Source organism: Sphingomonas oligophenolica (assembly GCF_039522915.1).
Taxonomy (GTDB): Bacteria; Pseudomonadota; Alphaproteobacteria; order Sphingomonadales; family Sphingomonadaceae; genus Sphingomonas; species Sphingomonas oligophenolica.
On the sequence record NZ_BAAAEH010000003.1, the window covers coordinates 90,255 to 112,975 of the forward strand.

23 protein-coding genes and 1 riboswitch are annotated in these 22,721 nt (G+C 66.0%); of the genes, 3 read left to right on the forward strand and 20 right to left on the reverse strand.

Features of this window, described 5'->3' with window-relative positions; translation table 11 throughout:
• Positions 1–20: 20 nt before the first annotated feature.
• The 3 genes from ABD050_RS02230 to ABD050_RS02240 form a co-directional block, all read right to left on the reverse strand.
• Positions 21–1,367: an NCS2 family permease gene (locus ABD050_RS02230; protein ID WP_343887502.1), complete on the reverse strand. Its 1,347-nt coding sequence runs from the start codon at positions 1,365–1,367 to the stop codon at positions 21–23.
• A 99-nt stretch (positions 1,368–1,466) separates the two neighbouring features.
• The gene (locus ABD050_RS02235; protein ID WP_343887503.1) at positions 1,467–2,786 is read right to left on the reverse strand and encodes an amidase family protein; all 1,320 of its coding nucleotides are present in this window, start codon (positions 2,784–2,786) and stop codon (positions 1,467–1,469) included.
• Positions 2,779–2,934: an AtzG-like protein gene (locus ABD050_RS02240; RefSeq protein WP_343887505.1), complete on the reverse strand. Its 156-nt coding sequence runs from the start codon at positions 2,932–2,934 to the stop codon at positions 2,779–2,781. Before ABD050_RS02240 ends, ABD050_RS02235 begins: the two co-directional genes overlap by 8 nt.
• A gap of 76 nt (positions 2,935–3,010) precedes the next feature.
• Between ABD050_RS02240 and ABD050_RS02245 the strand changes: the two genes are divergently transcribed.
• Positions 3,011–3,976 carry a bile acid:sodium symporter family protein gene (locus ABD050_RS02245; protein WP_343887506.1) on the forward strand — a complete coding sequence of 322 codons (966 nt, stop codon included), beginning with the start codon at positions 3,011–3,013 and terminating at the stop codon, positions 3,974–3,976.
• A gap of 1 nt (position 3,977) precedes the next feature.
• Here ABD050_RS02245 and ABD050_RS02250 read toward each other — a convergent pair whose 3' ends face one another.
• From ABD050_RS02250 to rpiA, 5 genes are read right to left on the reverse strand one after another with little or no spacing between them, the layout of a single operon-like run.
• On the reverse strand, positions 3,978–4,790 hold the full coding sequence (locus ABD050_RS02250; RefSeq protein WP_343887507.1) for a Cof-type HAD-IIB family hydrolase: 813 nt from the start codon (positions 4,788–4,790) through the stop codon (positions 3,978–3,980).
• Complete coding sequence (gene gnd, locus ABD050_RS02255) at positions 4,787–5,854, reverse strand: phosphogluconate dehydrogenase (NAD(+)-dependent, decarboxylating) (protein ID WP_343887544.1); 1,068 nt, start codon at positions 5,852–5,854, stop codon at positions 4,787–4,789. The genes ABD050_RS02250 and gnd overlap by 4 nt, the downstream gene beginning before the upstream one ends.
• On the reverse strand, positions 5,800–6,927 hold the full coding sequence (gene tal / locus ABD050_RS02260; protein ID WP_343887508.1) for a transaldolase: 1,128 nt from the start codon (positions 6,925–6,927) through the stop codon (positions 5,800–5,802). The genes gnd and tal overlap by 55 nt, the downstream gene beginning before the upstream one ends.
• A gap of 2 nt (positions 6,928–6,929) precedes the next feature.
• Positions 6,930–9,026, reverse strand: a complete 2,097-nt coding sequence (gene tkt / locus ABD050_RS02265) for a transketolase (RefSeq protein WP_343887509.1) — start codon at positions 9,024–9,026, stop codon at positions 6,930–6,932.
• Between the two features lie 34 nt (positions 9,027–9,060).
• Entirely contained in the window at positions 9,061–9,741 is a 681-nt protein-coding gene (gene rpiA / locus ABD050_RS02270) for a ribose-5-phosphate isomerase RpiA (protein WP_343887510.1), read from the reverse strand.
• Positions 9,742–9,851: 110 nt separating this feature from the next.
• On the opposite strand from rpiA, the gene ABD050_RS02275 reads away from it, so the two are divergent.
• Positions 9,852–10,484 (forward strand): DedA family protein, encoded by a 633-nt coding sequence (locus ABD050_RS02275; RefSeq protein ID WP_343887511.1) that lies wholly within the window; start codon positions 9,852–9,854, stop codon positions 10,482–10,484.
• A 396-nt stretch (positions 10,485–10,880) separates the two neighbouring features.
• Here ABD050_RS02275 and ABD050_RS02280 read toward each other — a convergent pair whose 3' ends face one another.
• The 3 genes from ABD050_RS02280 to ABD050_RS02290 form a co-directional block, all read right to left on the reverse strand.
• Complete coding sequence (locus ABD050_RS02280; RefSeq protein WP_343887512.1) at positions 10,881–11,423, reverse strand: DUF1003 domain-containing protein; 543 nt, start codon at positions 11,421–11,423, stop codon at positions 10,881–10,883.
• Between the two features lie 64 nt (positions 11,424–11,487).
• Positions 11,488–12,327: an arylamine N-acetyltransferase family protein gene (locus ABD050_RS02285; protein ID WP_343887513.1), complete on the reverse strand. Its 840-nt coding sequence runs from the start codon at positions 12,325–12,327 to the stop codon at positions 11,488–11,490.
• 198 nt (positions 12,328–12,525) lie between these two features.
• A complete protein-coding gene (locus ABD050_RS02290) occupies positions 12,526–13,116 on the reverse strand; it encodes an NADPH-dependent FMN reductase (RefSeq protein ID WP_343887514.1) in 591 nt (196 codons plus the stop codon).
• Positions 13,117–13,191: 75 nt separating this feature from the next.
• Here ABD050_RS02290 and ABD050_RS02295 point away from each other — a divergent pair, with 75 nt between their 5' ends.
• Positions 13,192–13,596, forward strand: coding sequence for a winged helix-turn-helix transcriptional regulator (locus ABD050_RS02295; RefSeq protein ID WP_343887515.1), 405 nt, complete (start codon positions 13,192–13,194; stop codon positions 13,594–13,596).
• 85 nt (positions 13,597–13,681) lie between these two features.
• On the opposite strand, the gene ABD050_RS02300 is transcribed toward ABD050_RS02295, so the two are convergent.
• The 9 genes from ABD050_RS02300 to ABD050_RS02340 form a co-directional block, all read right to left on the reverse strand.
• Positions 13,682–14,401: a DUF3142 domain-containing protein gene (locus ABD050_RS02300; protein WP_343887516.1), complete on the reverse strand. Its 720-nt coding sequence runs from the start codon at positions 14,399–14,401 to the stop codon at positions 13,682–13,684.
• A gap of 3 nt (positions 14,402–14,404) precedes the next feature.
• Positions 14,405–16,549: a PA5441 family protein gene (locus tag ABD050_RS02305; protein ID WP_343887517.1), complete on the reverse strand. Its 2,145-nt coding sequence runs from the start codon at positions 16,547–16,549 to the stop codon at positions 14,405–14,407.
• 180 nt (positions 16,550–16,729) lie between these two features.
• The gene (locus tag ABD050_RS02310; protein WP_343887518.1) at positions 16,730–17,449 is read right to left on the reverse strand and encodes a DJ-1/PfpI family protein; all 720 of its coding nucleotides are present in this window, start codon (positions 17,447–17,449) and stop codon (positions 16,730–16,732) included.
• A 17-nt stretch (positions 17,450–17,466) separates the two neighbouring features.
• A riboswitch (ZMP/ZTP riboswitch) is annotated at positions 17,467–17,545 on the reverse strand.
• The gene (locus ABD050_RS02315) at positions 17,532–19,001 is read right to left on the reverse strand and encodes a hypothetical protein (RefSeq protein WP_343887519.1); all 1,470 of its coding nucleotides are present in this window, start codon (positions 18,999–19,001) and stop codon (positions 17,532–17,534) included. (Overlaps the previous riboswitch by 14 nt.)
• Before the next feature lie 4 nt (positions 19,002–19,005).
• On the reverse strand, positions 19,006–19,515 hold the full coding sequence (locus tag ABD050_RS02320; RefSeq protein WP_343887520.1) for a DUF2306 domain-containing protein: 510 nt from the start codon (positions 19,513–19,515) through the stop codon (positions 19,006–19,008).
• Between the two features lie 84 nt (positions 19,516–19,599).
• Complete coding sequence (locus ABD050_RS02325) at positions 19,600–20,145, reverse strand: hypothetical protein (RefSeq protein ID WP_343887521.1); 546 nt, start codon at positions 20,143–20,145, stop codon at positions 19,600–19,602.
• A gap of 14 nt (positions 20,146–20,159) precedes the next feature.
• Entirely contained in the window at positions 20,160–20,708 is a 549-nt protein-coding gene (locus ABD050_RS02330) for a demethoxyubiquinone hydroxylase family protein (RefSeq protein WP_343887522.1), read from the reverse strand.
• Entirely contained in the window at positions 20,705–21,193 is a 489-nt protein-coding gene (locus ABD050_RS02335) for a disulfide bond formation protein B (protein WP_343887524.1), read from the reverse strand. The genes ABD050_RS02330 and ABD050_RS02335 overlap by 4 nt, the downstream gene beginning before the upstream one ends.
• Positions 21,194–21,301: 108 nt before the next feature.
• Complete coding sequence (locus ABD050_RS02340; RefSeq protein WP_343887525.1) at positions 21,302–22,639, reverse strand: S41 family peptidase; 1,338 nt, start codon at positions 22,637–22,639, stop codon at positions 21,302–21,304.
• Positions 22,640–22,721: the final 82 nt, after the last annotated feature.

The following is a 22,721-nucleotide window of genomic DNA, read 5'->3' on the forward strand; positions in this document are numbered from 1 at the left end:
CCATGAACCCGCGCGCCGTTTCACGCCACCGCCAGCCACGCAAAGCGGACGATGAAGAGCGCGGCCAGCACGAGAAGGAGCCAGTCCGTGCGGGTGATCCTGCCCCGCAGCAGCTTGAGCAGTGCATGGGCGGTGATCCCGAACGCTAGGCCGTTCGCGATCGAGAAGGTAAGCGGGATCATCGCGACCGTCAGGAACGCCGGTATCGCCGCCTCGGGATCGTCCCAGGCCACTTCGATCAGCGGCGACATCATCAGCGCACCAACCAGGATCAGCGCCGGCGCGGTCGCGGCGAGCGGCACGAGCTGCGCGAAGGGCGCGACGAACATCGCGGCGAGGAACAGCAGCCCGGTGACGATCGCGGTCAGCCCGGTACGTCCGCCCGCCTCGACGCCGGCGGCGCTCTCGACATAGGAAGTGACGGTGCTGGTGCCCGCGCAGGCGCCGATCATCGTCGCGACTGCATCAGTGAAGAGCATGCGGTTGAGGCGCGGGATCCTGCCATCGGCGCCGACCAGTCCGGCGCGCTTCGTCACCGCAACGAGCGTGCCGATATTGTCGAACAGGTCGACGAACAGGAAGACGAACAGGATCTCGAGCACCCCAAGCCCATGCTTGCCCCCGGCGCCGAACACCCCGCCGAGATCGAGCCTGAAGGCGGTCTCGGTCAGTGCCGCGATTGAATAGGGCTGCGGGGTGAAGGTGACGAGGCCCATCAGCCAGCCGACCAGGGTCGTCAGCACGATGCCGATCAGCACCGCGCCTTTGACCCGCCAGGCGCTCAGCACGGCAATCACGACCAGGCCGATCAGGGCGAGCACCGCGCTCGGTGCATGGAGATCGCCGAGCGCAACGCTGGTCGCCGCGTTGTTGACGACGATGCCTGCATTTTTCAGGCCGATGAAGCCGATGAACAGACCGATGCCGCCCGCCACCGCGGCGAGCAGGTGCGGCGGGATGGCGGCGAGGATCATCTGGCGGATGCCCGCCGCGGTCAGCAGCAGGAAGGCGACGCCCGAGATCAGCACGCAGCCAAGCGCAACCGGCCAGGGCACGCCCATGCCCTGCACCACGGTGAAGCTGAAATAGGCGTTCAATCCCATGCCCGGCGCGAGCGCGAGCGGGACATTGGCGATCGCCCCCATCAGGATGCTCGCCACCCCGGCCGCGAAGCAGGTCGCTGCGGCGACGGCGGCGACCGGCATGCCGGCCTGGCCGAGGATCGCCGGGTTGACGACGATGATATAGGCCATGGTCAGGAAAGTGGTCGCGCCGGCCAGGACTTCGGTTCGCACATCGGTGCCGCGGGCGGCAAGGTCGAACCATGCCACCTGCCTGCCCGTCTTCGCTTCCCCCGCAGTCGACATTGGCGGTCCCCCGGCTGCCTGATCCGCTCCCGCCGATTTCCGGTCGGCGCCGGATTAACGGACGAACATAGCGCGACTTTCCGCGAGCGGAAGAGGGGTTCAGGCGGGCGGGCTGAAGCCGATGACACCATCCGCCTCGAGACGCTCGGCAAGCGCGAACAACGCTCCCTCGCGCCCCGGCGTGCCGACGAGCTGCAGGCCGAGCGGCAGCTTGCCCGGCCGGTACAAAGGCACCGCGATCACCGGCAGGCCGATGAAGCTGAGCGGCTGGGTCAGCCGGCCGAGATGCGCGCGTGCCGGGACGCGGGCGCCATCGACGGTGATGAACGGGTCCTCGATCAGCGGCGCGACCTCGCCGACACAGGGGGCGATCAGCACGTCATGCTGCTCGAACAGGGCGCTTACGGCGCCGCTGAAGGTCGCGCGGAATGCCTGGGCGGCAAGATAGTGCGGCGTGGGCAGCATGGCGCCGGCGATCAGCCGGTCGCGGGTTGCCGGGTCGAATTCCATCGGGCGACGGCGCAATTCGGGGAGGTGGCGCGCGCCGCCTTCGGCCGCCGTCATCAGGAAGGCGGCCGAGCGAGCGCGGTCTACCTCCGGGAATTCAACGCGGGCAAGGCCACCGAGATGGGCGCCGAGCCGGTCGATCGCCTCGACAAGCTCAGTGGAGATATTGGCTTCGAACCAGCCGCCGAGCCGCGCGACCCTGACGCCGCTCGCGCCATCGACACCACCGAGCACCTGCCATGCCAGCTTCAGATCGGCGATCGATGTCGCAAAGGGACCGATATCGTCGAAGCTGTCGACAAAGGGGTAGACGCCGGACATCGCCAGGCTGCCATGGGCTGGCTTCAGGCCGTACAGACCGCACAGCGCGGCGGGGACGCGGATCGAGCCATTGGTATCCGAGCCAAGCGCCAACGGCAGCATGCCGGAGGCAACCGCCGCGGCCGATCCACCCGACGATCCGCCTGCGAGCCGCTCGCCATCATGGGGGTTACGGGTCGTGCCGAACGCCGCGTTGACGGTCGCGAAGCCATAAGCGAACTCGTCCATGTTGAGGGTCGCGACCAGTACCGCCCCGGCCCCGCGCATCCGCGCTATGGCTTCAGCGTCACCGGTCGCGGGAGCGGCGCCGCGGCGCATCGCCGCGCCGGCGGTGTTGGGCAGGCCGGCAACATCGAACAGGTCCTTCACGCCATAAGGGACGCCGGCGAGCGGGCCGGGATCGCCGCCCGCCGCGACAATGGTATCGACCGCGCGCGCCTCGGCCAGTGCGCGATCGTCAAGCAGCCGGGTGACGGCGCCGATCGCGCCGTTGCGCGCCCGGATCCGCGCGATGGCCTCCTCCGCAACCGACAGCGCCGAGCGCCTTCCGGCGCGGACCGCCTCGGCGATGGCCGCTGCCGTCTCAGTCATCGAGATCGCCGACCAGCCGCGCATGCTCAGCGAGCAAGGCGAGATTGGCGCGAACGCCTGGCAGGCATTCGGGCGGCACGTCGAGATCGAGCAGCGTCCGCGCTGCCTCGGCGATCGCCGCGTCGCTCAAGGAAGAAGGATCGGACATCGCCCAAGCTTAGAACGAAAAGCCGCGGGCAACGCAAACCCATTGCGAGCCGGCACCGATCGCGCGAAGGGGCCTGATGCTGAAGCGATTCTTCGTGCTGTTCGAGCCGTTCATCCTCACGCTGCTCGGAACGGTCATCCTTGCCTCGATCTTGCCGCCACGTGGCGGCGCCGTGCCCGTGTTCGAGACAATCGCCGACGCGGCGATCGTGCTGCTGTTCTTCCTCCACGGCGCGAAGCTGTCACGCGAAGCGATTCTTGCGGGCGCGAAGAACTGGCGGCTGCATCTCGCAGTGTTCGCCTCCACCTATATCCTGTTCCCGATCTTCGGGCTCGGCATCGCCGCCTTGCCGTTCCTCGCGCCGCCGGTCGCGGCGGGCTTGCTGTTCCTGACGCTGCTGCCCTCGACGGTGCAATCCTCGATCGCCTTCACCGCGATTGCGCGGGGCAATGTGGCGGCGGCAGTGTGCAGCGCCTCCTTCTCCAACCTGGTCGGCATCGTCCTGACCCCGGCGCTCGCCGCCCTGCTGATCCGCTCGGGCGGGAGCGCGAGCATATCCTTGTCCTCGATCGAAACGATCCTTCTCCAGCTGCTGCTCCCGTTCGTGCTCGGCCATCTGCTGCGGCCGGTGATCGGCAGCTTCGTCGCGCGGCAGAAAAGGCTGGTGACGATGGTCGATCGCGGGTCGATCCTGCTGGTCGTCTACACCGCCTTTGGTGCGGCGGTTGTCGGCGGGATCTGGCACCAGCTGTCGGGGGGGTCGCTCGCGGTGATCCTTGCGGTCTGCTCGGTGCTGCTGGCGCTGGTGCTGCTCGCGACCTGGGGCGCGGGCAAGCTGATGGGGCTGAGCCGCGAGGATGCGATCGTGCTCGTCTTCTGCGGCTCCAAGAAGAGCCTCGTCTCGGGCGTGCCGATGGCGGGAGTGCTGTTCCCGCCCGCGCAAGTCGGGCTCGTCATCCTGCCGCTGATGCTGTTCCACCAACTCCAGCTGATTGCGTGCGCGGTCATCGCGCGGCGTTACGCGGACGACCCGATCACCTGAATCAGCCGGTGCGCGGGAGGATGATCGCGTCGATTGCCCGCGCCACGCCATCGGCGTCGTTGCTGGCGGTGGTGAAATCGGCCTGGTCGCGCACCTCGATGGGCCCCTGCCCCATCGCCACCGACAGCCCCGCGCGCTCGAACATCGCCACGTCATTGGCCTGATCGCCGATCACGGCAAGCTCGGTGAGCGGCGTGTGCATGGCACTGGCGAGCAGGGTGACGCCGTCTCCCTTGTTCGCGGCCAGCGCCGTCACATCGAGATAATAGGTCTGCGACTGGACCACCGTCGCGCGGGTGCCGATCGCGGCACTTGCGCGGTCGTGCAACCCGGCGAGCAATGCGGGATCGTCGCTGACGAAGGTGATCTTGTCGGCACGGTCGAACAGCGGGGCAAAGTCCCGGGTGACGATCGGCGCCTGGTTGGAAGCGACCCGTTCTGAATCGACGTGATGGCCTTCGGCGCTGCTCGCATACCAGCGGTCATCAGCGAACAACCAGCGATCGACCGGCGCATCGCCGACAATCTCGAACATCGCGGCGACGAGTTGCGGATCAATCCGGTGCTGGACCATCACGGTGCCGTCGCGGCGGAAGATCGTGCCGCCGTTGAAGGCGCCCATCGGATCGTCGATCGCCAGCGTATCGGCGATCGGCATCATGCCCGAGCGCGGCCGCGCGCTGATGATGGTGAAACCAACCCCCGCCGCGCGGAGCCGCTCGACCGCGGCGACCGTGCCAGGCGTGAGCTTCTTGTCCTTGTCGACCAAAGTGCCGTCGACATCCGAAACGACGAGCCGCACGGGCTCGCTCATTGCGGCATCTCGACATGGCCGCCAAAGCCGAAGCGCATCGCCGAGAGCAATTTGTCGCCGAAGGTATGATCGACCCGGCTGCGGTAGCGCGCGAACAAGGCGGCGGAGAGCACATTGACCGGCACTGCCTCCTCCATCGCCGCCTCGATCGTCCAATGGCCTTCGCCCGAATCGGCAACCTTGCCGGAGAATTTCTCGAGCATCTGATCCTCGGCGAGCGCCGAGGCCGACAGATCGAGCAGCCAGGACGAAATCACGCTGCCGCGCCGCCACACTTCGGCGATGTCGGTCAGGTTGAGATCGAAGCGCTCATCCTCGGGCAGCTTGTCCGACGACTTGCCCTTGAGGATATCGAACCCTTCCGCATAGGCCTGCATCAGGCCGTACTCGATGCCGTTATGGACCATCTTGACGAAATGGCCCGCGCCGGCCGGCCCGGCATGGATATAGCCTTTCTCGGCGCGCGGATCCTCGCCTTCATTGGCCATGCGGTTGGGGGTGCGCGGAATGGTGCCGAGTCCGGGCGCCAGCGCCTCCAGGATCGGGTCCAGCGAATCGACCGCCGCCTTCTCACCGCCGACCATCATGCAATAGCCGCGCTCAAGCCCCCAGACGCCGCCTGAGGTGCCGACATCGACGTAGCGGATGCCCTTTTCGGCGAGCGCTTTCGAGCGGCGGATATCGTCCTTGTAGAAGCTATTGCCGCCGTCGATGATGATGTCGCCTTCGCCCGCGAATCCCGCGATCGTCTCGATCGTCTGCTCGGTCGGATCACCGGCCGGGAGCATCACCCAGAAGATCGCGGGCTCTTCGAGCTTCGCGTGCATGTCTTCGAGCGAGTCGGCGCCGACCGCGCCGTGCCCGACGCTCTCGGTGACGGCCTTGGGATCACGGTCATAAACGACAGTTTCGTGTCCTGCCCGCATCAACCGCTGCGCGATGTTGCCACCCATCCGGCCAAGGCCGATGATTCCGATACGCATGGACTGGTCTCCGGATGGTGGGCTGGTCAGTTCGCCGTTTCGGGATGCTTGGCGGCGATGGCGCCGAGCAGATCGTCGAATGCCTTGGAGAAGGAGGCGACACCTTCCTCGACCAGCGCATCGGTAACGCCATTCAGATCGAGGCCGAGCCGTTCGGCCTCGGCAAGGACATGGCGTGCGCCCTCGACATCGGCCGTCAGCGTCTCGGCGACGGTGCCGTGATCGCGGAACGCGTCCATCGTCTTTGGTGGGACGGTGTTGACCGTATCCTTGCCGATCAGCGTGTCGAGATAGAGCGTGTCGGGATAATCGGGGTTCTTGGTGCCGGTCGACGCCCAGAGCAGGCGCTGCGGCATCGCCCCCTTGGCGGCGAGCGCCTGCCAGCGATCCGACGCGATGAATTCCTCATACCAGGCATAAGCCAGCTTGGCGTTGGCGATCGCGACCTTGCCTTTGATCGCCTTCAGCGCCTTGGCCTCGGCATCGCCCGCCTTGACCCGCGCATCGATCGCATCGTCGATCTTGGTATCGATCCGGCTGACGAAGAAGCTCGCCACGCTGGCGATCCGGTCGATCGGCTCGCCACGCGCAACGCGAGCCTCGAGACCGGCGACATAGGCAAGCGCGACCGCCTTATAGGCTTCGATCGAGAAGAGCAGCGTGACGTTGACGTTGATCCCGGCGTCGATCGTCGCGGCAATCGCCGGCGTGCCCGCCGGGGTGCCAGGGATCTTGATCATCAGGTCAGGCCGGTCGACCAGCCCCCACAGCTTCGCTGCCTCCGCGATCGTGCCGTCGGTATCGTTGGCCAGATAGGGCGACACCTCGAGGCTGACATAACCGTCCTTGCCGCCGAGCCGGTCATAGACCGGGCGCAGCGTATCGGCGGCGGCCTGAATGTCCTGGATGGCGAGATGCTCGTAGCGCGCCATGGTCGAGGCATCGGGGTGAGCTCGGTCATAGTCGGCGAGCGCTGAATCATAGGCAGTGCCGTGGCCCATCGCCTTTTCGAAGATCGACGGGTTAGAGGTGACGCCGGTCAGCCCGTCCTCATCGACGAGCTTCTGCAGCCCGCCTTCAGCAAGGAACTTGCGGTCGACGAAATCGAGCCAGACTGCCTGGCCCTTCGCAGCGAGATCATTGAGACGGCCCATGATCAATCCTTTCCGAGCAATTGGCGGGCGACCTTGACGACATTGTCGACGGTGAACCCGAACTTGTCCTGCAGCTTCGCGATCGGGGCCGAGGCGCCGAAGGTCGACATGGTGATCGTCTTGCCCTCGAGCCCGACATAGCGATCCCAGCCGATCTCGCCGCCCATCTCGATCGCGACCCGTGCCTTGACCGATCCGGGCAGAACGCTGTCCTTGTAGGCCTGGTCCTGCAGCTCATAGCGGAACCAGCTGGGCATCGAGACAACGCGCGAGCGCACGCCCTGTGCCGTCAGTTCCTCATGCGCCTTGACCGCGAGCGACACTTCGCTGCCGGTTGCGATCAGGATCAGCTCCGGATCAGCATCGCCGGCCAGGACATAGGCGCCCTTCATCAGCCCCTCGGCCGAGGCATATTTGCCGCGGTCGAGCGTGGGGAGTGCCTGGCGCGAGAAGATCAGGGTGGTCGGGCGATGCCTGTGCTCGAGCGCGGCACGCCATGCCCAGGCGACCTCGTTTGCGTCGCCGGGGCGGATCGTGTCGAGGCCGGGGATCGCGCGCAGGGTCGCGAGATGCTCGATCGGCTGGTGAGTCGGACCGTCCTCGCCGACGCCGATCGAATCATGGGTGAAGACGAAGATCGCGGGCAGTTCCATGATCGCCGCGAGCCGAATCGGCGCGCGCATATAATCGGCGAAGACGAGGAAGGTGGAGCCGTAAGCGCGCAGGTGAGTCAGCGTCATGCCGTTGACCACCGCCCCCATGCCATGCTCGCGCACGCCGAAATGGAAGTTCGAGCCGCCATAGCTGCCCGCCTCGAAGGAGGGCTTGCCCTTCACGTCAGTCTTGGTCGAGGGGGCGAGATCGGCCGAGCCGCCGATCAGATAGGGCACCCGGTTGGCGATCGCGTTGAGCACCTTGCCGCCGGCGTCGCGCGAGGCAATGCCCTTTTCGTCAGCCTCGAATACAGGAATGTCGGCGTCCCAGCCTACAGGCAGATCGCCCTTGAGCAGCAGGTCGAGCTCTTTCGCCAGATCGCCATTTTGCGCGCGATAGGAAGCGAACATCGCCTCCCACGCCTCGCGGAGCGGCCGGCCGCGATCGGCGATCGCTTTCTCGAAGGCTTGCGCGACGCCGTCGGGCACCAGGAACTGGGCATCCTCGGGCCAGCCATAGGCTTTCTTGGTCTCCCGGATATTGTCGGCACCGAGCGGCTCGCCATGCGCCTTTTCGCTGCCGGCGCGGGGGGAGCCCCAGCCGATGACTGAATGGACGAGGATGAAGGTGGGGCGATCATCGGTGGCGCGGAAAGCGGCGAAGGCGGCGGCGAGCGCTTCGCAGTCATTGGCGTCGTTCACATGGATGACGTTCCAGCCATAGGCCTCGAACCGCTTGCCGACATCCTCGTCAAAGGCGAGGTCAGTCGAGCCCTCGATGCTGATCCGGTTGCTGTCGTAGATCCAGCACAGGTTCGAGAGCTTGAGATGGCCGGCGATGCTCGCCGCCTCGCTCGAGACGCCCTCCATCATGTCGCCGTCGCCGCACAGCGCATAGACGTCGTGATCGAACAGATCGAAGCCTGGCTTGTTGTAGCGCGCGGCGAGCCAGCGCTCCGCGATCGCCATGCCGACCGAGTTGCCGCAGCCCTGGCCGAGTGGTCCGGTGGTGGTCTCGACGCCCGTCGTGTGGCGATATTCGGGGTGACCCGGGGTCTTGGAGCCGAGCTGGCGGAAATTCTCGATGTCGGTGAGGCTGACCGCCAGGTTGCCGGTCTTGTTGCCGTCGCGGTCGATCTCCTTGATGCCGGCGAGGTGCAGCAGCGCATAAAGCAGCATCGAGGCATGGCCGACCGAGAGCAGGAAGCGGTCACGATTGGGCCAGTCGGGCGTGTCGGGATCAGTCCGCAGGAATTGTGACCAGAGGGTGTAGCCGACCGGCGCGAGCGCCATCGGCGTCCCGGGGTGGCCCGAATTCGCCTTCTGCACTGCGTCCATCGACAGGGTGCGGATCGTGTCGATCGCGAGGCGCGATGGCGAGCCGTCTTCGTGGAGGCCGGGAACCGGTGCGCTGGTCGTGGCCACCGCGGGCATGGGGTCGGACATGAGAATTCACTTTCGTAGATGTAGGTGCCGAACGCTAGGCAGTGCCGGAGGTTGCCTGCCGCTCGAGCCGAATGACGCGGTCGCCATCGCCGATATAGGCGCAATCGACCTCGTCAAGGAAAAGGCCGTGCCCGAGCATGCCGGGGATCGCGGAAAGATGGGCCGCCAGCGCGCAAGGATCTGGCATTTCGGGAAATATGCAGTCGATGATGAGATTGTCCTGATCAGTGCGATAGCCCTGCCGCAGCATGGCGCGCGCGCCCATGGCTTCGAGTCGGGCCGTGACGAAGCTCAGGGCGAAAGGCAGGACTTCGACAGGCACCCTGGCCGCCCCGATTCGGGCTACGCGCTTCGACGCATCGGCGATCACAATCATGCGGCGCGAGGCGGCGGCGACGATCTTCTCGCGGAGCATCGCGCCGCCCGCGCCCTTGATCGCGAAGAGGCGATGGTCGATCTCGTCGGCGCCGTCGATGGTCAGGTCGATTTCGGCGAGGCCGGCGAGGTCGATGATCGGGATGCCCATGGCCCGGGCAGCCTGTTCGGTGTGGACAGAGGTGGCGACCGCCCTGATGCTCAGGCCGGCGATGACCAGCTCGCCGAGGCGAGTGATCGCAAAGGCAGCGGTGGTGCCGGTGCCGAGGCCCACCAGCATACCGGGCTGAACCTCTTCGACCGCGGCGAGGGCGGCGGCTTTCTTGCCCGCTTCGTTCATCTCGGCGATCCCGTCATGGTTGGGAGATGGTGTCGTTTCGCGCGTCCGCCAGACGCCGGTGCGGCGATATTTTGCTGGCGGCGGACGCCGGCTTCGCGGAAAGGGCGGGGATGATCGAGAAAATCCTGACCCTCCTCGCCAGTTTCGCCATCGCCGTGATTTCGGGCGGCGGCTATCTCGGCATCGTGCTGCTGATGGCGATCGAATCCGCCTGCATCCCGCTCCCGTCCGAGATCATCATGCCATTCGCCGGTTATCTCGTCTCGACCGGGCGTTTCGACCTGTATCTGGCCGCGACCGCGGGGGCGATCGGCTGCAATCTCGGTTCGATCGTCGGCTACGAGATCGGCAAGCGCGGCGGACGGCCGGTCGCCGAGCGCTGGGGACGCTATGCGCTGATCGGCCCGGCTGAGCTCGACATGGCCGATCGCTTCTTCGACCGCTTCGGCGGGATCGCGGTGCTGATCGGGCGGCTGCTGCCGGTGATCCGCTCCTTCATCGCTTTCCCCGCCGGCGTCGCGCGAATGAAGCTGGTACCGTTCCACATCTACACCTTTATCGGTTCCTGGCCGTGGTGTTTCGGGCTGGCCTGGGTCGGCATGACGCTCGGCGACAAATGGAACAGCGATCCGCGGATCAAGACCGCCTTCCACAGCGCCGACGCGCTGATCGCGGTCGTGCTGGTCGCGGCAGTCGGCTTCTATATCTGGCACCGGATACGCGGACTGAAGAAGAAGGTGTGATTCTATTGCGGGGTTTGGACAAGAATGATTGAATTTGCCGCCGGAGAAGAAAAACAAATTCGCGCTTTTGACACGACCTTTTGCGATAATATTTCGGCCTTCGCGAGTTTTGCGAGGTGACGTTGCGGCGCAGCGTCCGCCTGAAGCTGATAAGCGATGACGTTCTCTAGTCATCTTTGCTGAAAGGCTGGCGACGAATACCCCGTCTATATTGCGGATTATTCTTTCAATACAGATAGAGTTCATTGGTTTTACTTCGATAGTTTCACAAGCTGAGATCGTGTTTCCGGTCACCGTACGGCATCCGCTCTCGCTTCGAATCCGCCATGCGGCTGCCGCGCCGCCGGCCCGTGGCGCGACCATCAATTCTCTATCCCGCCAGCCCTTGCCGGTGAATCAGCCGGCGGAAGGCTTCTGGGCTGCCGGCGCACAGAGGCCCGACCGGTTGATCAGATCGGTGAGGTCATTCACTGCCTTGGTCAGATACTGGACCTCGGTCTCGCGCAGCTGATCGAGCTTCTGGTGGAGCAGCTCGATCTCGAGCTCGGCCTTGATGTTGATGTGATAGTCGGTCTCAGCCGCGCGCCGGTCGATATCCTGCTGCCGGTTCTGGCTCATCATGATGAAGGGCGCCGCATAAGCCGCCTGGAACGACAAAGCGAGGTTGAGCAGGATGAAGGGATAGGGATCCCAATGCTTGATATAGGCAGTGATGTTCAGGGCGATCCAGAAGAGCAGGATGGTCGTCTGGATGATGATGAACCGCCACGAGCCCATCGTCGAGGCGACGGTATCGGCGATCTTCTGGCCGGCGGTGAGTAGCGGCACGCTACCGTCGGCAGTGCCTCCCGGTGTTCGCGCGACCCGGCGCACCCTGCGCAGCTCTTCGAGCAGCGCTTCTTCCGCTTTCGCGATGTCCTGTCCGATGGCTTGAGTCATTGCGTCTGCCCTCCCCGCATCGTTGTGCGGCGCGAGCTTAGATGTCGGGCGGTTTGCCGTCGCGCTAATTCATCGCATCGGCAGGCTCGAACAGCCCCAATTTCGCGACTTCCTCCACGGTCAGCTCGATGCCGAACGCCTCGTCGAGGCGCCTGCGATAGGCGTGGGGGTCAGTAATCTCGATCGCGATTTCCCCATCACCGTCACGCTCGCGATACTCTCGCCCGTTCAGGCTCGCCATGCCCCGGGGCAGGACCCTGGAGGCGAGGCGGACCTGCAGGAAGCGACTTTCCGGCGCTGCCGAGGTCCAGCGATTGCTGAGCGTCAGATCGGCATCCCAGACGGTCGCGAGGGCGAAGCTGTATTGCGGCTGGAAGCCGGCGCCGGTGTTGCGCCCGTCGGTCGTGCCGGGATGGCCGTCACGCGACAGCATCCAGCCATGGACCGGGTCGCGCGCAAGCCTGAAGCGGGCGCCGTCCGACGCTTCGACTTCGGTCTCCACGGCAAGCCGCATGATCGGCGCGTAGCTGCCGCCGAAACCGGCATCGGCGATCCAGTCCTCGCCGGCGATCGTCACCAGGCTGAGCGCATGGGTAACCGGCGGCGTCTCGATCGCGCCGAGCCAGACTCGCGCCAGCAGCGGCCGCGCCTCGAAGCCGAGCGCGGCCAGGGCGTCGAGGAACAGGCGGTTATGCTCGAAGCAATAGCCCCCGCGCCGCGCCGTCACGAGCTTGGCGAAGACCGACTCGCTGTCGATCCGGATGCCGCGGCCGAGGATGACGTCGAGATTCTCGAACGGGATGGCAAGCCGGTGCGCACGCTGGAGCATGGCGAGGCCATCGGCATCGGCGGCCGGGCGTCGTTCAAGGCCGATGCGGGCGAGATAAGCGTCGAGATCGATCATGACCCGCCTATAGCATCTCGGCCAGGGGCGTCAGCCTCCGGGCAGACCCGATCGGCTTTTCCGCACCGACTGTTCTTCATCCCGGTCGAATTCGTCTCGCCCGATGCCCTGCGCCCGCCGATGCGCGGGAGCCGAGGAGCGGCAAAGAGGATTCGCCGCGCCTCGCCATCCCGGCGGCCTCAGGCGGCTCGCGATCGCTCAGGCGTCAGCCGCGCGAGCCGGCATCGTCGCCCGCGCCCACCATACCAGCTCGTCGAGCGCAGCACTGGCGGACGGGATCAGGTTGGCTTCGATCGTCTCGATCGGCTGCTTCCCGAAATAGGGATGGATCGCCATGAAGTCGCCACCGCCGATATGGACGGCGGATTTGGTGGAGACCATCTGAAGCTCCACGCCGATGCCCCGCAGATGCTCAATCGCACGCGTGGCACCCGTGCCACCATAGCCGATCGCGGTGAACGGCTTGCGGTTCCACTCCTTATAGGCCTGGTCGAGCGCGTTCTTGAGCACGCCGGTGATCGAATGGTTATATTCGGCAACGACGAAGATATAGCCGTCATACCGGCCGATCGTCTGCTGCCAGCGGACCGCTTCCGGATTCTCGCTCGGCGCCCAGAGATTGGACATGGCCTCGTCGAAAAAGGGCATCGGATGGTCGCGCAGGTCGACGAGCTCTACGTCCATGTCGCCGCGCGCCTCGGCCTGTTTCAGCATCCACTGGGCTGGCGTGTCGGCAAAGCGCGTCGCGCGCGTCGAGCCGATAATGAGAGCGATCCGGGGCTTCGTCATTGGTGACCTCGTATTTTGTAGTTTCTTGAGGTAACCTAATTACGTATTGTGAGTGGGGTTCAACAAGGAGGCACCTTGGCGACACTAGATAACCTGATGGAAACCGTCCCGGTATGCGAGGCGGGCAACGCGGCGGCTTGCGAGCATATCAGCCGCACGCTGGCGCGGATCAGCGACAAATGGTCGATGCTGGTCGTGCGCGTGCTCGGACGGGGCCCGTGCCGGTTCAACGCGCTGCGGCGCGAAATCGGCGAGATCAGCCAGAAAGTGCTCGCATCGACGCTGCGGGACCTGGAAGAACATGGCTTCGTGTCGCGCAAGGTGACGCCGGTGACACCACCCCAGGTCGAATATGCGCTGACCGAGCTCGGGCGCGAGTTTCTCGAGCCGGTCCGGACACTCGCCGAATGGGTGATGGTGAACACGCCGCGCATGGATGCCGCGCGTGCCGCCTACGCGGCAAAACGCGCGAGCGACTAGCGCGATCGTGCGGCGCCATGGCGCACGTCATGACCCCCGGGCGATATCGAATGGTGCCAGCCGGGAGAGCCGGAGCGCTGCGCCCTCATGGCGCGGCCGGGTTTCGCAGGAAGACGACATAGCCCCTGAAGTGCGGGTTCGCGGCAAGCCCCGGCGGCGGCGCCCACTCCCCGCCCTGCAACAGGCCGATGCGGAACGGGATCTTCATCCGATCGAGCCGCGCGAGATAGCGGGCATAGCCTGGGATGACATGACGGCCCTGGTAGATCTGCAGCACGACCTCATCGACCACGCTCGCCAGGGCATCCAGCCCCTTGGGATCGCCATTGCTGCTCCAGTCGAGCAGGCCGGTGATGCCGAGCCGGCAATCGGCGGGCAGGCGGTGGCGAAGATCGCGAAGGAAGGCGGCATAGTCTTCGAGATGGCGGGTGCGGGCATCGAAATCGATCTGCACGCCGACGACCCGGTTGCCCGCCGATCGCCACCGGGTCAGCTGGGCAAGGACCTGGCGGTAGATGTCCGGGGTCCAGCGCAATGTTCCGACCCGGATGACCATCCACACGTCAGCGCCCCGGACATGCGGGATCGCCGGCCGCTGCGAGGTGAAGCGGATCGGATCGCGCGTGCCGACCTGGCCTTGCAGCAGATAGACCCGGCTTGCCTTGGCCAGCACCGGCTGCGGCCTCACCCCGGCCCAGAGCCAGAAGGCATCGTAATCGCGGGCATCGACCCGGACCTCGGGCGCTGCCTCGCCGCGCGCAGCGGCCAGCGCCAGCAGCAGGATCGCGGCGACAATGCGGATCATGCGCTACCAGAAATAGCGTTGCTGCTTCGACCAGGTCGTCGTGGCATAATCCTTTTTCAGGCGCAGGAACCAGGCCTTGCGTTGCGCCGGCTCAACCTCGACGCCGCCGCAGCTGTTATTGCCCGACGGGCCGTAGCAATTGACCGCGCGGTACAGCGCATAGGCCTTGTCGGCCGGCGCCGCCGTCGGATCGGCGATGATCGCCTTGTAGATTTCGAGCCGGGAAAAGGGCGTTCCCGGAAGCAGCGACGGCGTGCCGCCGAGTTCGTCCTTCGGAGGCTGGCTGTCGAGCGCATACTCGTCGAAGCCGTTCAGCCGGACGAATTCGGCAAGGCATAGCCGCGCCTTGATGCCGCGCGGATCGCCGGCGAGCTGGGTCGCCGTTTCCCTGAGCGACGGGCAGGCATAACCCTCCGAGGCGGCGCCATGCGTGAAGACGCCAAGCCAGGGATGCTCGGCGCCAAGCACATCAATGCTGCCCGCTTCCCTGGAGGCAGCAGCCGGCACCATCGCCAGATCAGCGACGAAATCGCGCGGGGCGCCCCGCGTCACCTCCTTGAAAAGCAAAGTGAACAGGGCAACCTCGCGCTCGTGGAGCGGCGCGGCCATATTCCGCGCCTGCTGCCGAAGCAGGGGCGCGCCGGCGACATTGGCGAGCAGGATTTCGCGAACCACCGGATCGCTGACCGGCGAGCCGGGTTCGAAGACGCGGCCGAGCGCTGCGGTGCGTTCATCGTGCAGGGCAAGGGCAAGCTCGATGGCGGCGTGTTGATAAGGAAGAGTCGCGCCGGGCAGCAGATCGAGCCAGAAGCCGCGTGCGTTGCGATCCCTTAGCGCATCGAGCGCCATGCCACGCAGCACCTGCCGGCTGAACTGGAGATAGCTGAACTTTTTCTGCCGCGCGGCGTCGGGGATGAGGCGGAGCACCTCGGCCGGCTTGTTCTCGACGAACCAGGCATGGGCCGCCAGCAGATAGTCGAACAGGGCGGGGTTGGCGGCAAAGGCAGGTCGTTGCGCCTGAAGCCGGGCGAGCGTGATCGGCGTGCCGCAACAGGCATTGCCCGTGTCGCTTTCCCCGCTGCGCATGGCGGCGAGATCAAGCACGGCGAGCAGGATCGGATCGGTCGTGTCGGCCGGCTTGATGGTCGGGAGCAGCTTGGTGTCGATCTCGTCGGCAAGCGCGCTGTCGTCGAGGCCGGCAGGGCCCTGGGCGAACAGGGACACATAGGTGGCGGCCAATTTCGCCTCGTTGCCGCCAAGCCAGTAGACCCGGCGCAACAGGCCGCGCGCCGAGGCCGCATAGGCGCCGTTCGGATAATCGTGAAGATAGGTGAGCAGCCCGGCTTCGGCGCGGGCGATGACCCGCGCGTCGATCGGAGTATCTTTCCGCGAACCAAATTCGTCAAAGGCGTCGACCTGGGCGCGGTTCACCTCGACCCGGCCGAGCATGTAGCGGGCGGTTTCTCTGAGCCAGGGCTGGCCGGCGCCGTTGAGAGCGGCAAAATGCGCGGCGGCTGCGTCATAATCGCCATCGTAGAAAGCGAGTGCGCCCTGCAGATAGCGGGCAAAGGCCCTGCCCGGCTCCGATCTCATGCGGCCAGGAAGGCCCGCGATGATCGCCGCCCCGCCGCTCGCCGCCGAGCAGGTCGGCTGAAGCGCCCGCCGCGCGGCGACGAGATCGGTGCGTTCGTTCTCCGGCAGTCCCCGCGCATCTTTCACTGCCGCCTCGAAGGCAGCGATGCCATTGGCGTTGCTCAGGCACCGGGACCCTTCGCCATCGGCATAGGCGCTGTCATCGGCCAGCGCCGCCGGCGGGAACATCACGTCCCTCAGCGCCGGCCATTCGAACAGGGCGGCCGGCGTCGGCCGGTCGGGCGGGACATTGCTCGCATGGGGCGGCGGCGCGGTGCGGGACCGGGCATCGAACAGCAGCAGGACCAGATTGACCCGCGTATCGTTGCCGGGCCCGAGCAACGCCATATTGTCGCAGCCGGAATACTGCTTGTGGCTCAGTTTCCACGCTGCCGAACAGCTGAAATCGCCGCTCGCATGGGCGGGTGACTGCCAGGCCAGGGCAAGCAGTGCCGTCAGGGCCAGCGCGCGAACTCGGACGAATCGACGGTTGGACAGCGAGGCTTTGAGATTCACGCAAAAGCGCGACGATGCGAAGAGAGCGCGCAGACGAAGAAGCGGAAGCGCGCCTTGCATGAGCTTCGTCGCGTCTTCGCGTCTTTGCGTGAATCCATTGTCGCGAAATCGAACGTCAATCGATCGTCGATGCATCAACCCCTCCGGAACGATGGTCGCGCCCTTGTGCACAGGATCGACCTACCGGTCGAGAGGCTCCGCCATCATCCGCTCAGCCGCCGCCCGTGTTCGCGCGTCGCGTTCGGGCACCGATCTCGCCACCAGCGCCTTGTAGCGATCGAGCGTCTCCGCATCGGCCCGCCCGGGCGAGCCGCAATCGAAGGGCGGCGCCGGATCATATTCGAGGCTGAGCTGGACGAGCTTCGCATGCGCCTCGCCGCGGAGGACGGCGGTCAGCGCGAGGCCGAAATCGATGCCGGCGGTGACCCCGCCGCCGGTCGCGCGGTTGCGATCGAACACGACGCGCTCGTGCACGGGAATCGCCCCGAACGCAGCAAGGTGATGGTGCGAGGCCCAGTGAGTCGTCGCCCGGTAGCCCCTGAGCAATCCGGCCGCGCCGAGAAGCAGAGCACCAGTGCAGACGCTCGTCACCCAGGTCGCGCCCGCCGCCGCCTGGCTGACCCAGGCAAGCGTCGCTTCATCCTCCATGGCATCCTGGGTGCCGAAGCCGCCAGGAATGCAGAGGATATCGGGCTGCGCCGCATCAGCGAAGGTCGCGGTCGGCAGCAACGCGAACCCCGCGTCGGTCGGCACCGGATCGCTGGTCTTCGCGACGAGATCGATCCGTGCGTTGCCGAGGCGCGACAGGACCTGGGCCGGTCCGGTCAGATCGAGCTGGGTGACGTTCGGGAAAAGCAGGAAGGCGATATGGGTTACGGGGCGGATCACGGGCTCGGTCATTTCGGGCTCCATCGTTGGAGGATTGCCCAGGCGAGCGGCTCTTGAGCCCCGCGCTTCCCCGTGGTGCTCCACGATTCGCCAGTCACGCGAGGTCTGGTTGGATATCCCTGGGCGCGGCGACGGGCAAGCGCGCCTCGCTGACGATCCACCACAGTAACGGCAGCGCGACCGCCAGCCAGGAGAGCAGCCCGAGCAGGGGCGGCCAGCCCCAATAGTCGCCGGGGATGTCGCGGATCTTGCCCTGGACGAAACCCTTCAGGATCGGGTTGACCAGCGGAAAGCGAAATTCGCTCGGTGCTGCGATCTCGGTGGCGGCGATGGCGAGATTGAGGACAATGCCCGAGGCCACCAGCCCCGCGATCCAGCCGCGGCCGGTCGCCCGCCAGTCCCGCCAGAGCGGCGCGATGCCGAGGGCGAGGAAACCGACCATCGGGATCGAATGGCGCGGCCCGGTCGAAAAGCCGCCGTCCCAATAGACGTAGGACGCATTGTAGAGCAGCACGAGAATGACGATCGCCGTCGCGAGCAGCCCGAGGTCGCGGGTCTCCGGAGCGCGGATCAGGCGAGCGATGCCGAACGGCGCGAGGAACAGGATCGGCGCGACCCAGAACAGGCCGCGCGCCGTGCCGAAGGTGATTTCGCCGAGCACGGCGAGCTTTGGATAGGTCAGCCCGAAAAAGCCCTGGTTCATGCCGTCGAACCCGACCACGCCCGAATAGCCGACCTTGAACAAGGTACCGAAGGCGATCTCATTATAGGCGATTAGCGGCAGCAGCGCGATGATGCCGGCGGCCGCCGTCAGCCCGAAGATCCTGGCCCGGCCCGGCCAGTCGAGAGTCCGCGTCCGCCAGATCGCCCAGGCGACGATCGGAAGGCCGGGGATCACGGTGGGATATTCGATCACCAGGGCCCAGCCGAGCGCCGCGCCGGCGATCAGCGGATAGCGCAGGCGGCCGAGCGTGCCCGCGCTCGAGGTGCTGCGCCAGATCGCCCAGGTCGCGATCAGCAGCAGGGCGCCGACCGCTGCGTGGCCGAACAGCGTGGTGGACCAGCCCCACACCGGCGTCGCCAATGCATAGCCGAGCGCGGTCACCAGCCCGGCCTGCGGGTTGCCGGTGATGCCGGTCGCCAGATCGAGCAGCAGCACAGCGGCCAGGGCAGTGAGGATCGCTATGCTCATGGCAACCGCCAGCCGGAGGCGCAGCCGCATGAACTGCGCCAGGCCGTGATTGGTGATCTTCTTGGGATAGAGCGCTGCGCTCGTGCCGGTCAGCATATCGGCGATCGCCACCGCGGGCATCGCCATCAGGGTCATGCCGGGTGCCTTGTCCAGATAGACATGCTGGCCGAACTCGGCCTTATCGATCGTCAGCGTCTTGAACTCGTCGATCGTCGCGTCGTGATTCTCGACCAGCGAGATCGCGGCGAACAGCCGGGTCGAATTGTTCGGATTATACTCGTTCGATCCGAACCAGATGATCGAGAACCAGATGAGCGCGAACAGGCCAAGCGCCACCTTGTGCGGCCCGCGGACGGGCTCTGAAATAGTCATAGGGTCAGCCGAACAACCAGGAACCGAGGAGCCGCCCGAACGGCAGGGTGAAGAGACCGGCAACGAGCAAGGCACCGGTGATCATCCCGCGCACATTGCCGCGGTGCGCGGCGACGCGGTGGGTATGGGCCGACCACCAGATGATCGGCGCCGAGACGATCACATAAGCCGACAGGATATGGATGATGCTGAAGCCGCCATGGTTGATCCCACGGACGAGGAAGGAGAAGGCGGCAGCGAGGAAGATGGCGACCACCCAGATCGTGCCGAGCAGGCGGTGCGGCTGATCGCCTCGGCGGCGCAGCAGCTGGAACGGGGTGAGCACCAGCGCGGTCAGGATCGTCACGAGATGCGCCCAGACCTGCCAGGGGACGTCGCCCCAATGCGCGCGGCCGCGCGCCAGGGCAGTCAGCACCGTGGCGAGCAGCAGGATCGCCGCGACGGCGAGGAACTTCTCATAGGCATCAGCCGAAATCGGCTTCACTCGCGCCGGGTTGCCCGTCACCGTCGCCATTGAACCCTTACCCCACCGAAAGACGCCGTCATTCTAGCTCAAGACCCCGCCCGCGCAACTGCGGATCGGGAGGCTGTTCGGGAATCAGGGCAGCGAATCCTCGACATGTTGTTGTTCGGCCTTCTTTTCCTTGTTCTCGGCCTTGGCCGCCTGGGCCTGCTTCAGGAAGCAGCCGGTCGATCCGCCCGGGCCGACCGTCGAGCAGCTGCCGATGCCGCCGGCGACCGTCGGGTCACCGACGATTCCCTGCGCCCTCGCCGCCCAGCTTTCATTCGCCGGGGTGACCTTGAACTCGCGCATCTCCTTGGGGATGCGGAATTGCTCGGACGCGCTGCGGCGGACGCAGACGACGACTTCATTGCCGTTGCTGTCGGTAGGGCAGCGCTCATTGCCGAACAACGTCAGCACGCCGTTGATCGGCGCGTTGCGCGAGACCTCGGCCGGCGCTTCGGGCTTCGGCGCCGCGGGCGCGCCGGGCAGTGCCGGGACTGGAGCGTGAGTCGCGGGCGTGGATGCGGTCGGGGCGGGGGTCTGCGTTGGCACGGGCGCGGGCGGCGTCGCTGCGGCCTGGGCGGCGGCGGGGCCGACGGCGGTCAGCGCGATCGCTCCCGCAATGAAGGTGACGATCATCGCTTTCTCCCAGCTCAAAACCGCTTGGCCGTCTCGATAGCTAGCCGGCAGCCGATCCGAATCAATCGGGTAAGTACCGGATAGCCAGGCGCGCGCTCGGCGCCTGCGCCGAGCGCCGTCTCGCGATGCTCGACTTCCTCGGCCTGGAAATCGGCGATCGCTGCCGACAATTCCGGGTCGCTCTCGCCCAGCGCTTCGAGTTGCTCGGCATAATGTTTGTCGATCTCGGTCTCGACCGCGACGGTGCAGGCCATCGCCGCCTCGGGCCCGAGCGCGGCGGTCGCTGCGCCGAGCGCGAAACCGGCCACATTCCAGAAGGGCTGGAGCAAGGTCGGCCGCACCCCGCGCCGCGCCATCATCGCATCGAAAAAGGCGCGGTGGCGCTCCTCCTGGTTGGCCATGCCGACGATCTTGCGCGCCACCGGCGTGCGATCGCCCATCACCGCGAGCTGCCCGGCATAGATCCGCGTCGCGCCATATTCGCCAGCCTGATCCACCCGGATCATCGAGCGGGTCGCGCGCTTCGCGTCGCCCGGTCGCCAGCCTGCGGCAGGAGTGGTCATGGCTGAGGCCGTCGCATCAGCGACAAGATGGTGGCGCCGCCGACCAACGAAAAGAGCGCGTTGAAGCCTGCAAGCGAAATGCCGAACAGGGTCCATTGCGCCACGTCGCAGCGGACGATCGGCGCGCTCATGATCCGCTTCAGCATGTCGTCGACCGAGCCGCCATGGCCACTCATCGTCGAGCTGCAGGCAGTGATACCCTGCCACCAATGATATTCGACCCCAGCATGGAAGACGCCGATCGCGCCGCTGGCGAGGATCGCAAGCGCGGCGAGCAGAACCAGCGCGCGCTTCGCCGCCATGCCCGGAACGACGAAAGCGAGGGCAGCGAGGGCGATCGCGGCGATATGCGGATAACGCTGCCACCAGCACATCTCGCAGGGGTAGAGGCCGCCGAGATACTGGAAGGCAAGCGCGCCCGCCATCAGCGCGAGCGGCAGGAGGAGGGCGAGCGCGCGGGCGCTGGCGAAATTATTGCGCGTCATCAACCCACCTCGTCATGCCGGACTTGTTCCGGCATCCACCTATCCATTCGTGCCGACGTGCCTTGGGACGACGCGAAACAAGTCCGAAGTGACGGAAGAGGCTGGAACTCACTTGCGCGTTACCGCCGCGACCTGCGGCGCGGTGGCGAGCCGCCCGATCGTCTTCAGCGCATAATCGAGCTGGAAGTCGGTTATCCCTTTCGCCTTCAGCTGCTCGACCGTGGCGGAGAAGCGCGGATCGGGCTTGGTGTCCTCCTCGAGCACTGAATTGTCAGCCTTGACCTCGTTGATCAAATGGCGGCGCAGATCATCCTCGCGGAACACCGGGCGCGACTTGTAATCGGGGTCGGAGAGCTGCGGCACCTTGATGTCGGGCTGGATCCCGCCCTCCTGCACCGAGCGGCCCGATGGCGTGTAATAGCGCGAGGTGGTGAGGCGCAGCGCAGTGCCGTTGCCGAGATCGAGCACGGTCTGCACCGATCCCTTGCCGAACGAGCGCTCGCCCATGATCAGCGCGCGGTGATGATCCTGGAGCGCACCGGCGACGATCTCTGAGGCCGATGCAGTGCCCGAGTTGGTCAGGACGATCACCGGCAGGCCGTGCGCATAATCGCCATTATGCGCGTAGAAGCGCTGGATATCGCCCTTTTCGCGGCCGCGCTCGGAGACGACCTCGCCATAGTTCAGGAAATCGTCGGCGACATTGACTGCCTCGTCGCGAAGCCCGCCGCCATTGTCGCGCAGATCGACGACATAGCCGAGCGGGGCATGGCCGAGCGACTTTTCGATGCCGAGGATCGCCGCCTTGGTCGCCTCGCCGGTATTTTCGGAGAAGGTGTTGATATCGATATAGCCGATGCCGTTCTTCACTTCCCATTTGACCGGCTTCTGGATGATCCGCTCACGCACTACCGAGACTTCGATCGGCTTGTCGCGGCCAGGGCGGATCAGGGTCAGCGTGATCTTGCTGCCGGGAGGCCCGCGCATCTCGGTGATCGCTTCGTCAAGCGTCTCGCCGTAGATCAGCTTGCCGTTGATATGGGTGATGTAATCGCCCGACTTGATCCCGGCGCGCCAGCCCGGCGTATCCTCCTGCGGGGCGATCACCTTGACCGCGCCATCCTCGAGCGTGACGCTGAGGCCGAGGCCGCCATAGCTGCCCGAGGTCTGGATGCGCAGATTGTCGTAATCGAGCCCGGTCTCATAGGCGCTGTGCGGATCGAGCGCTGCGAGCATGCCGCTGATCGCGCCCTTGATCAGGGTCTTGTCGTCGACCTTGTCGACATAATCGGCCTTCACCCGGTTGAAGACGTCCATGAACACGTCGATCTCGCGATAGGTGTCGGTATCGACCGCCGCCATCGCACTGGTGCCGACGGGGACGATCGCCAGCACCAGCGCGATCGCTGTGGCCTGGAGGAATGCGCGGGGCGCTGAACGTGTCATCGGATCAAGGTACCTGCAAGGAACGGATTGCGCCCACCGTAGCGGTATTTTCGGCGCGATCAAAGCGCGCGCGGGCTGAACG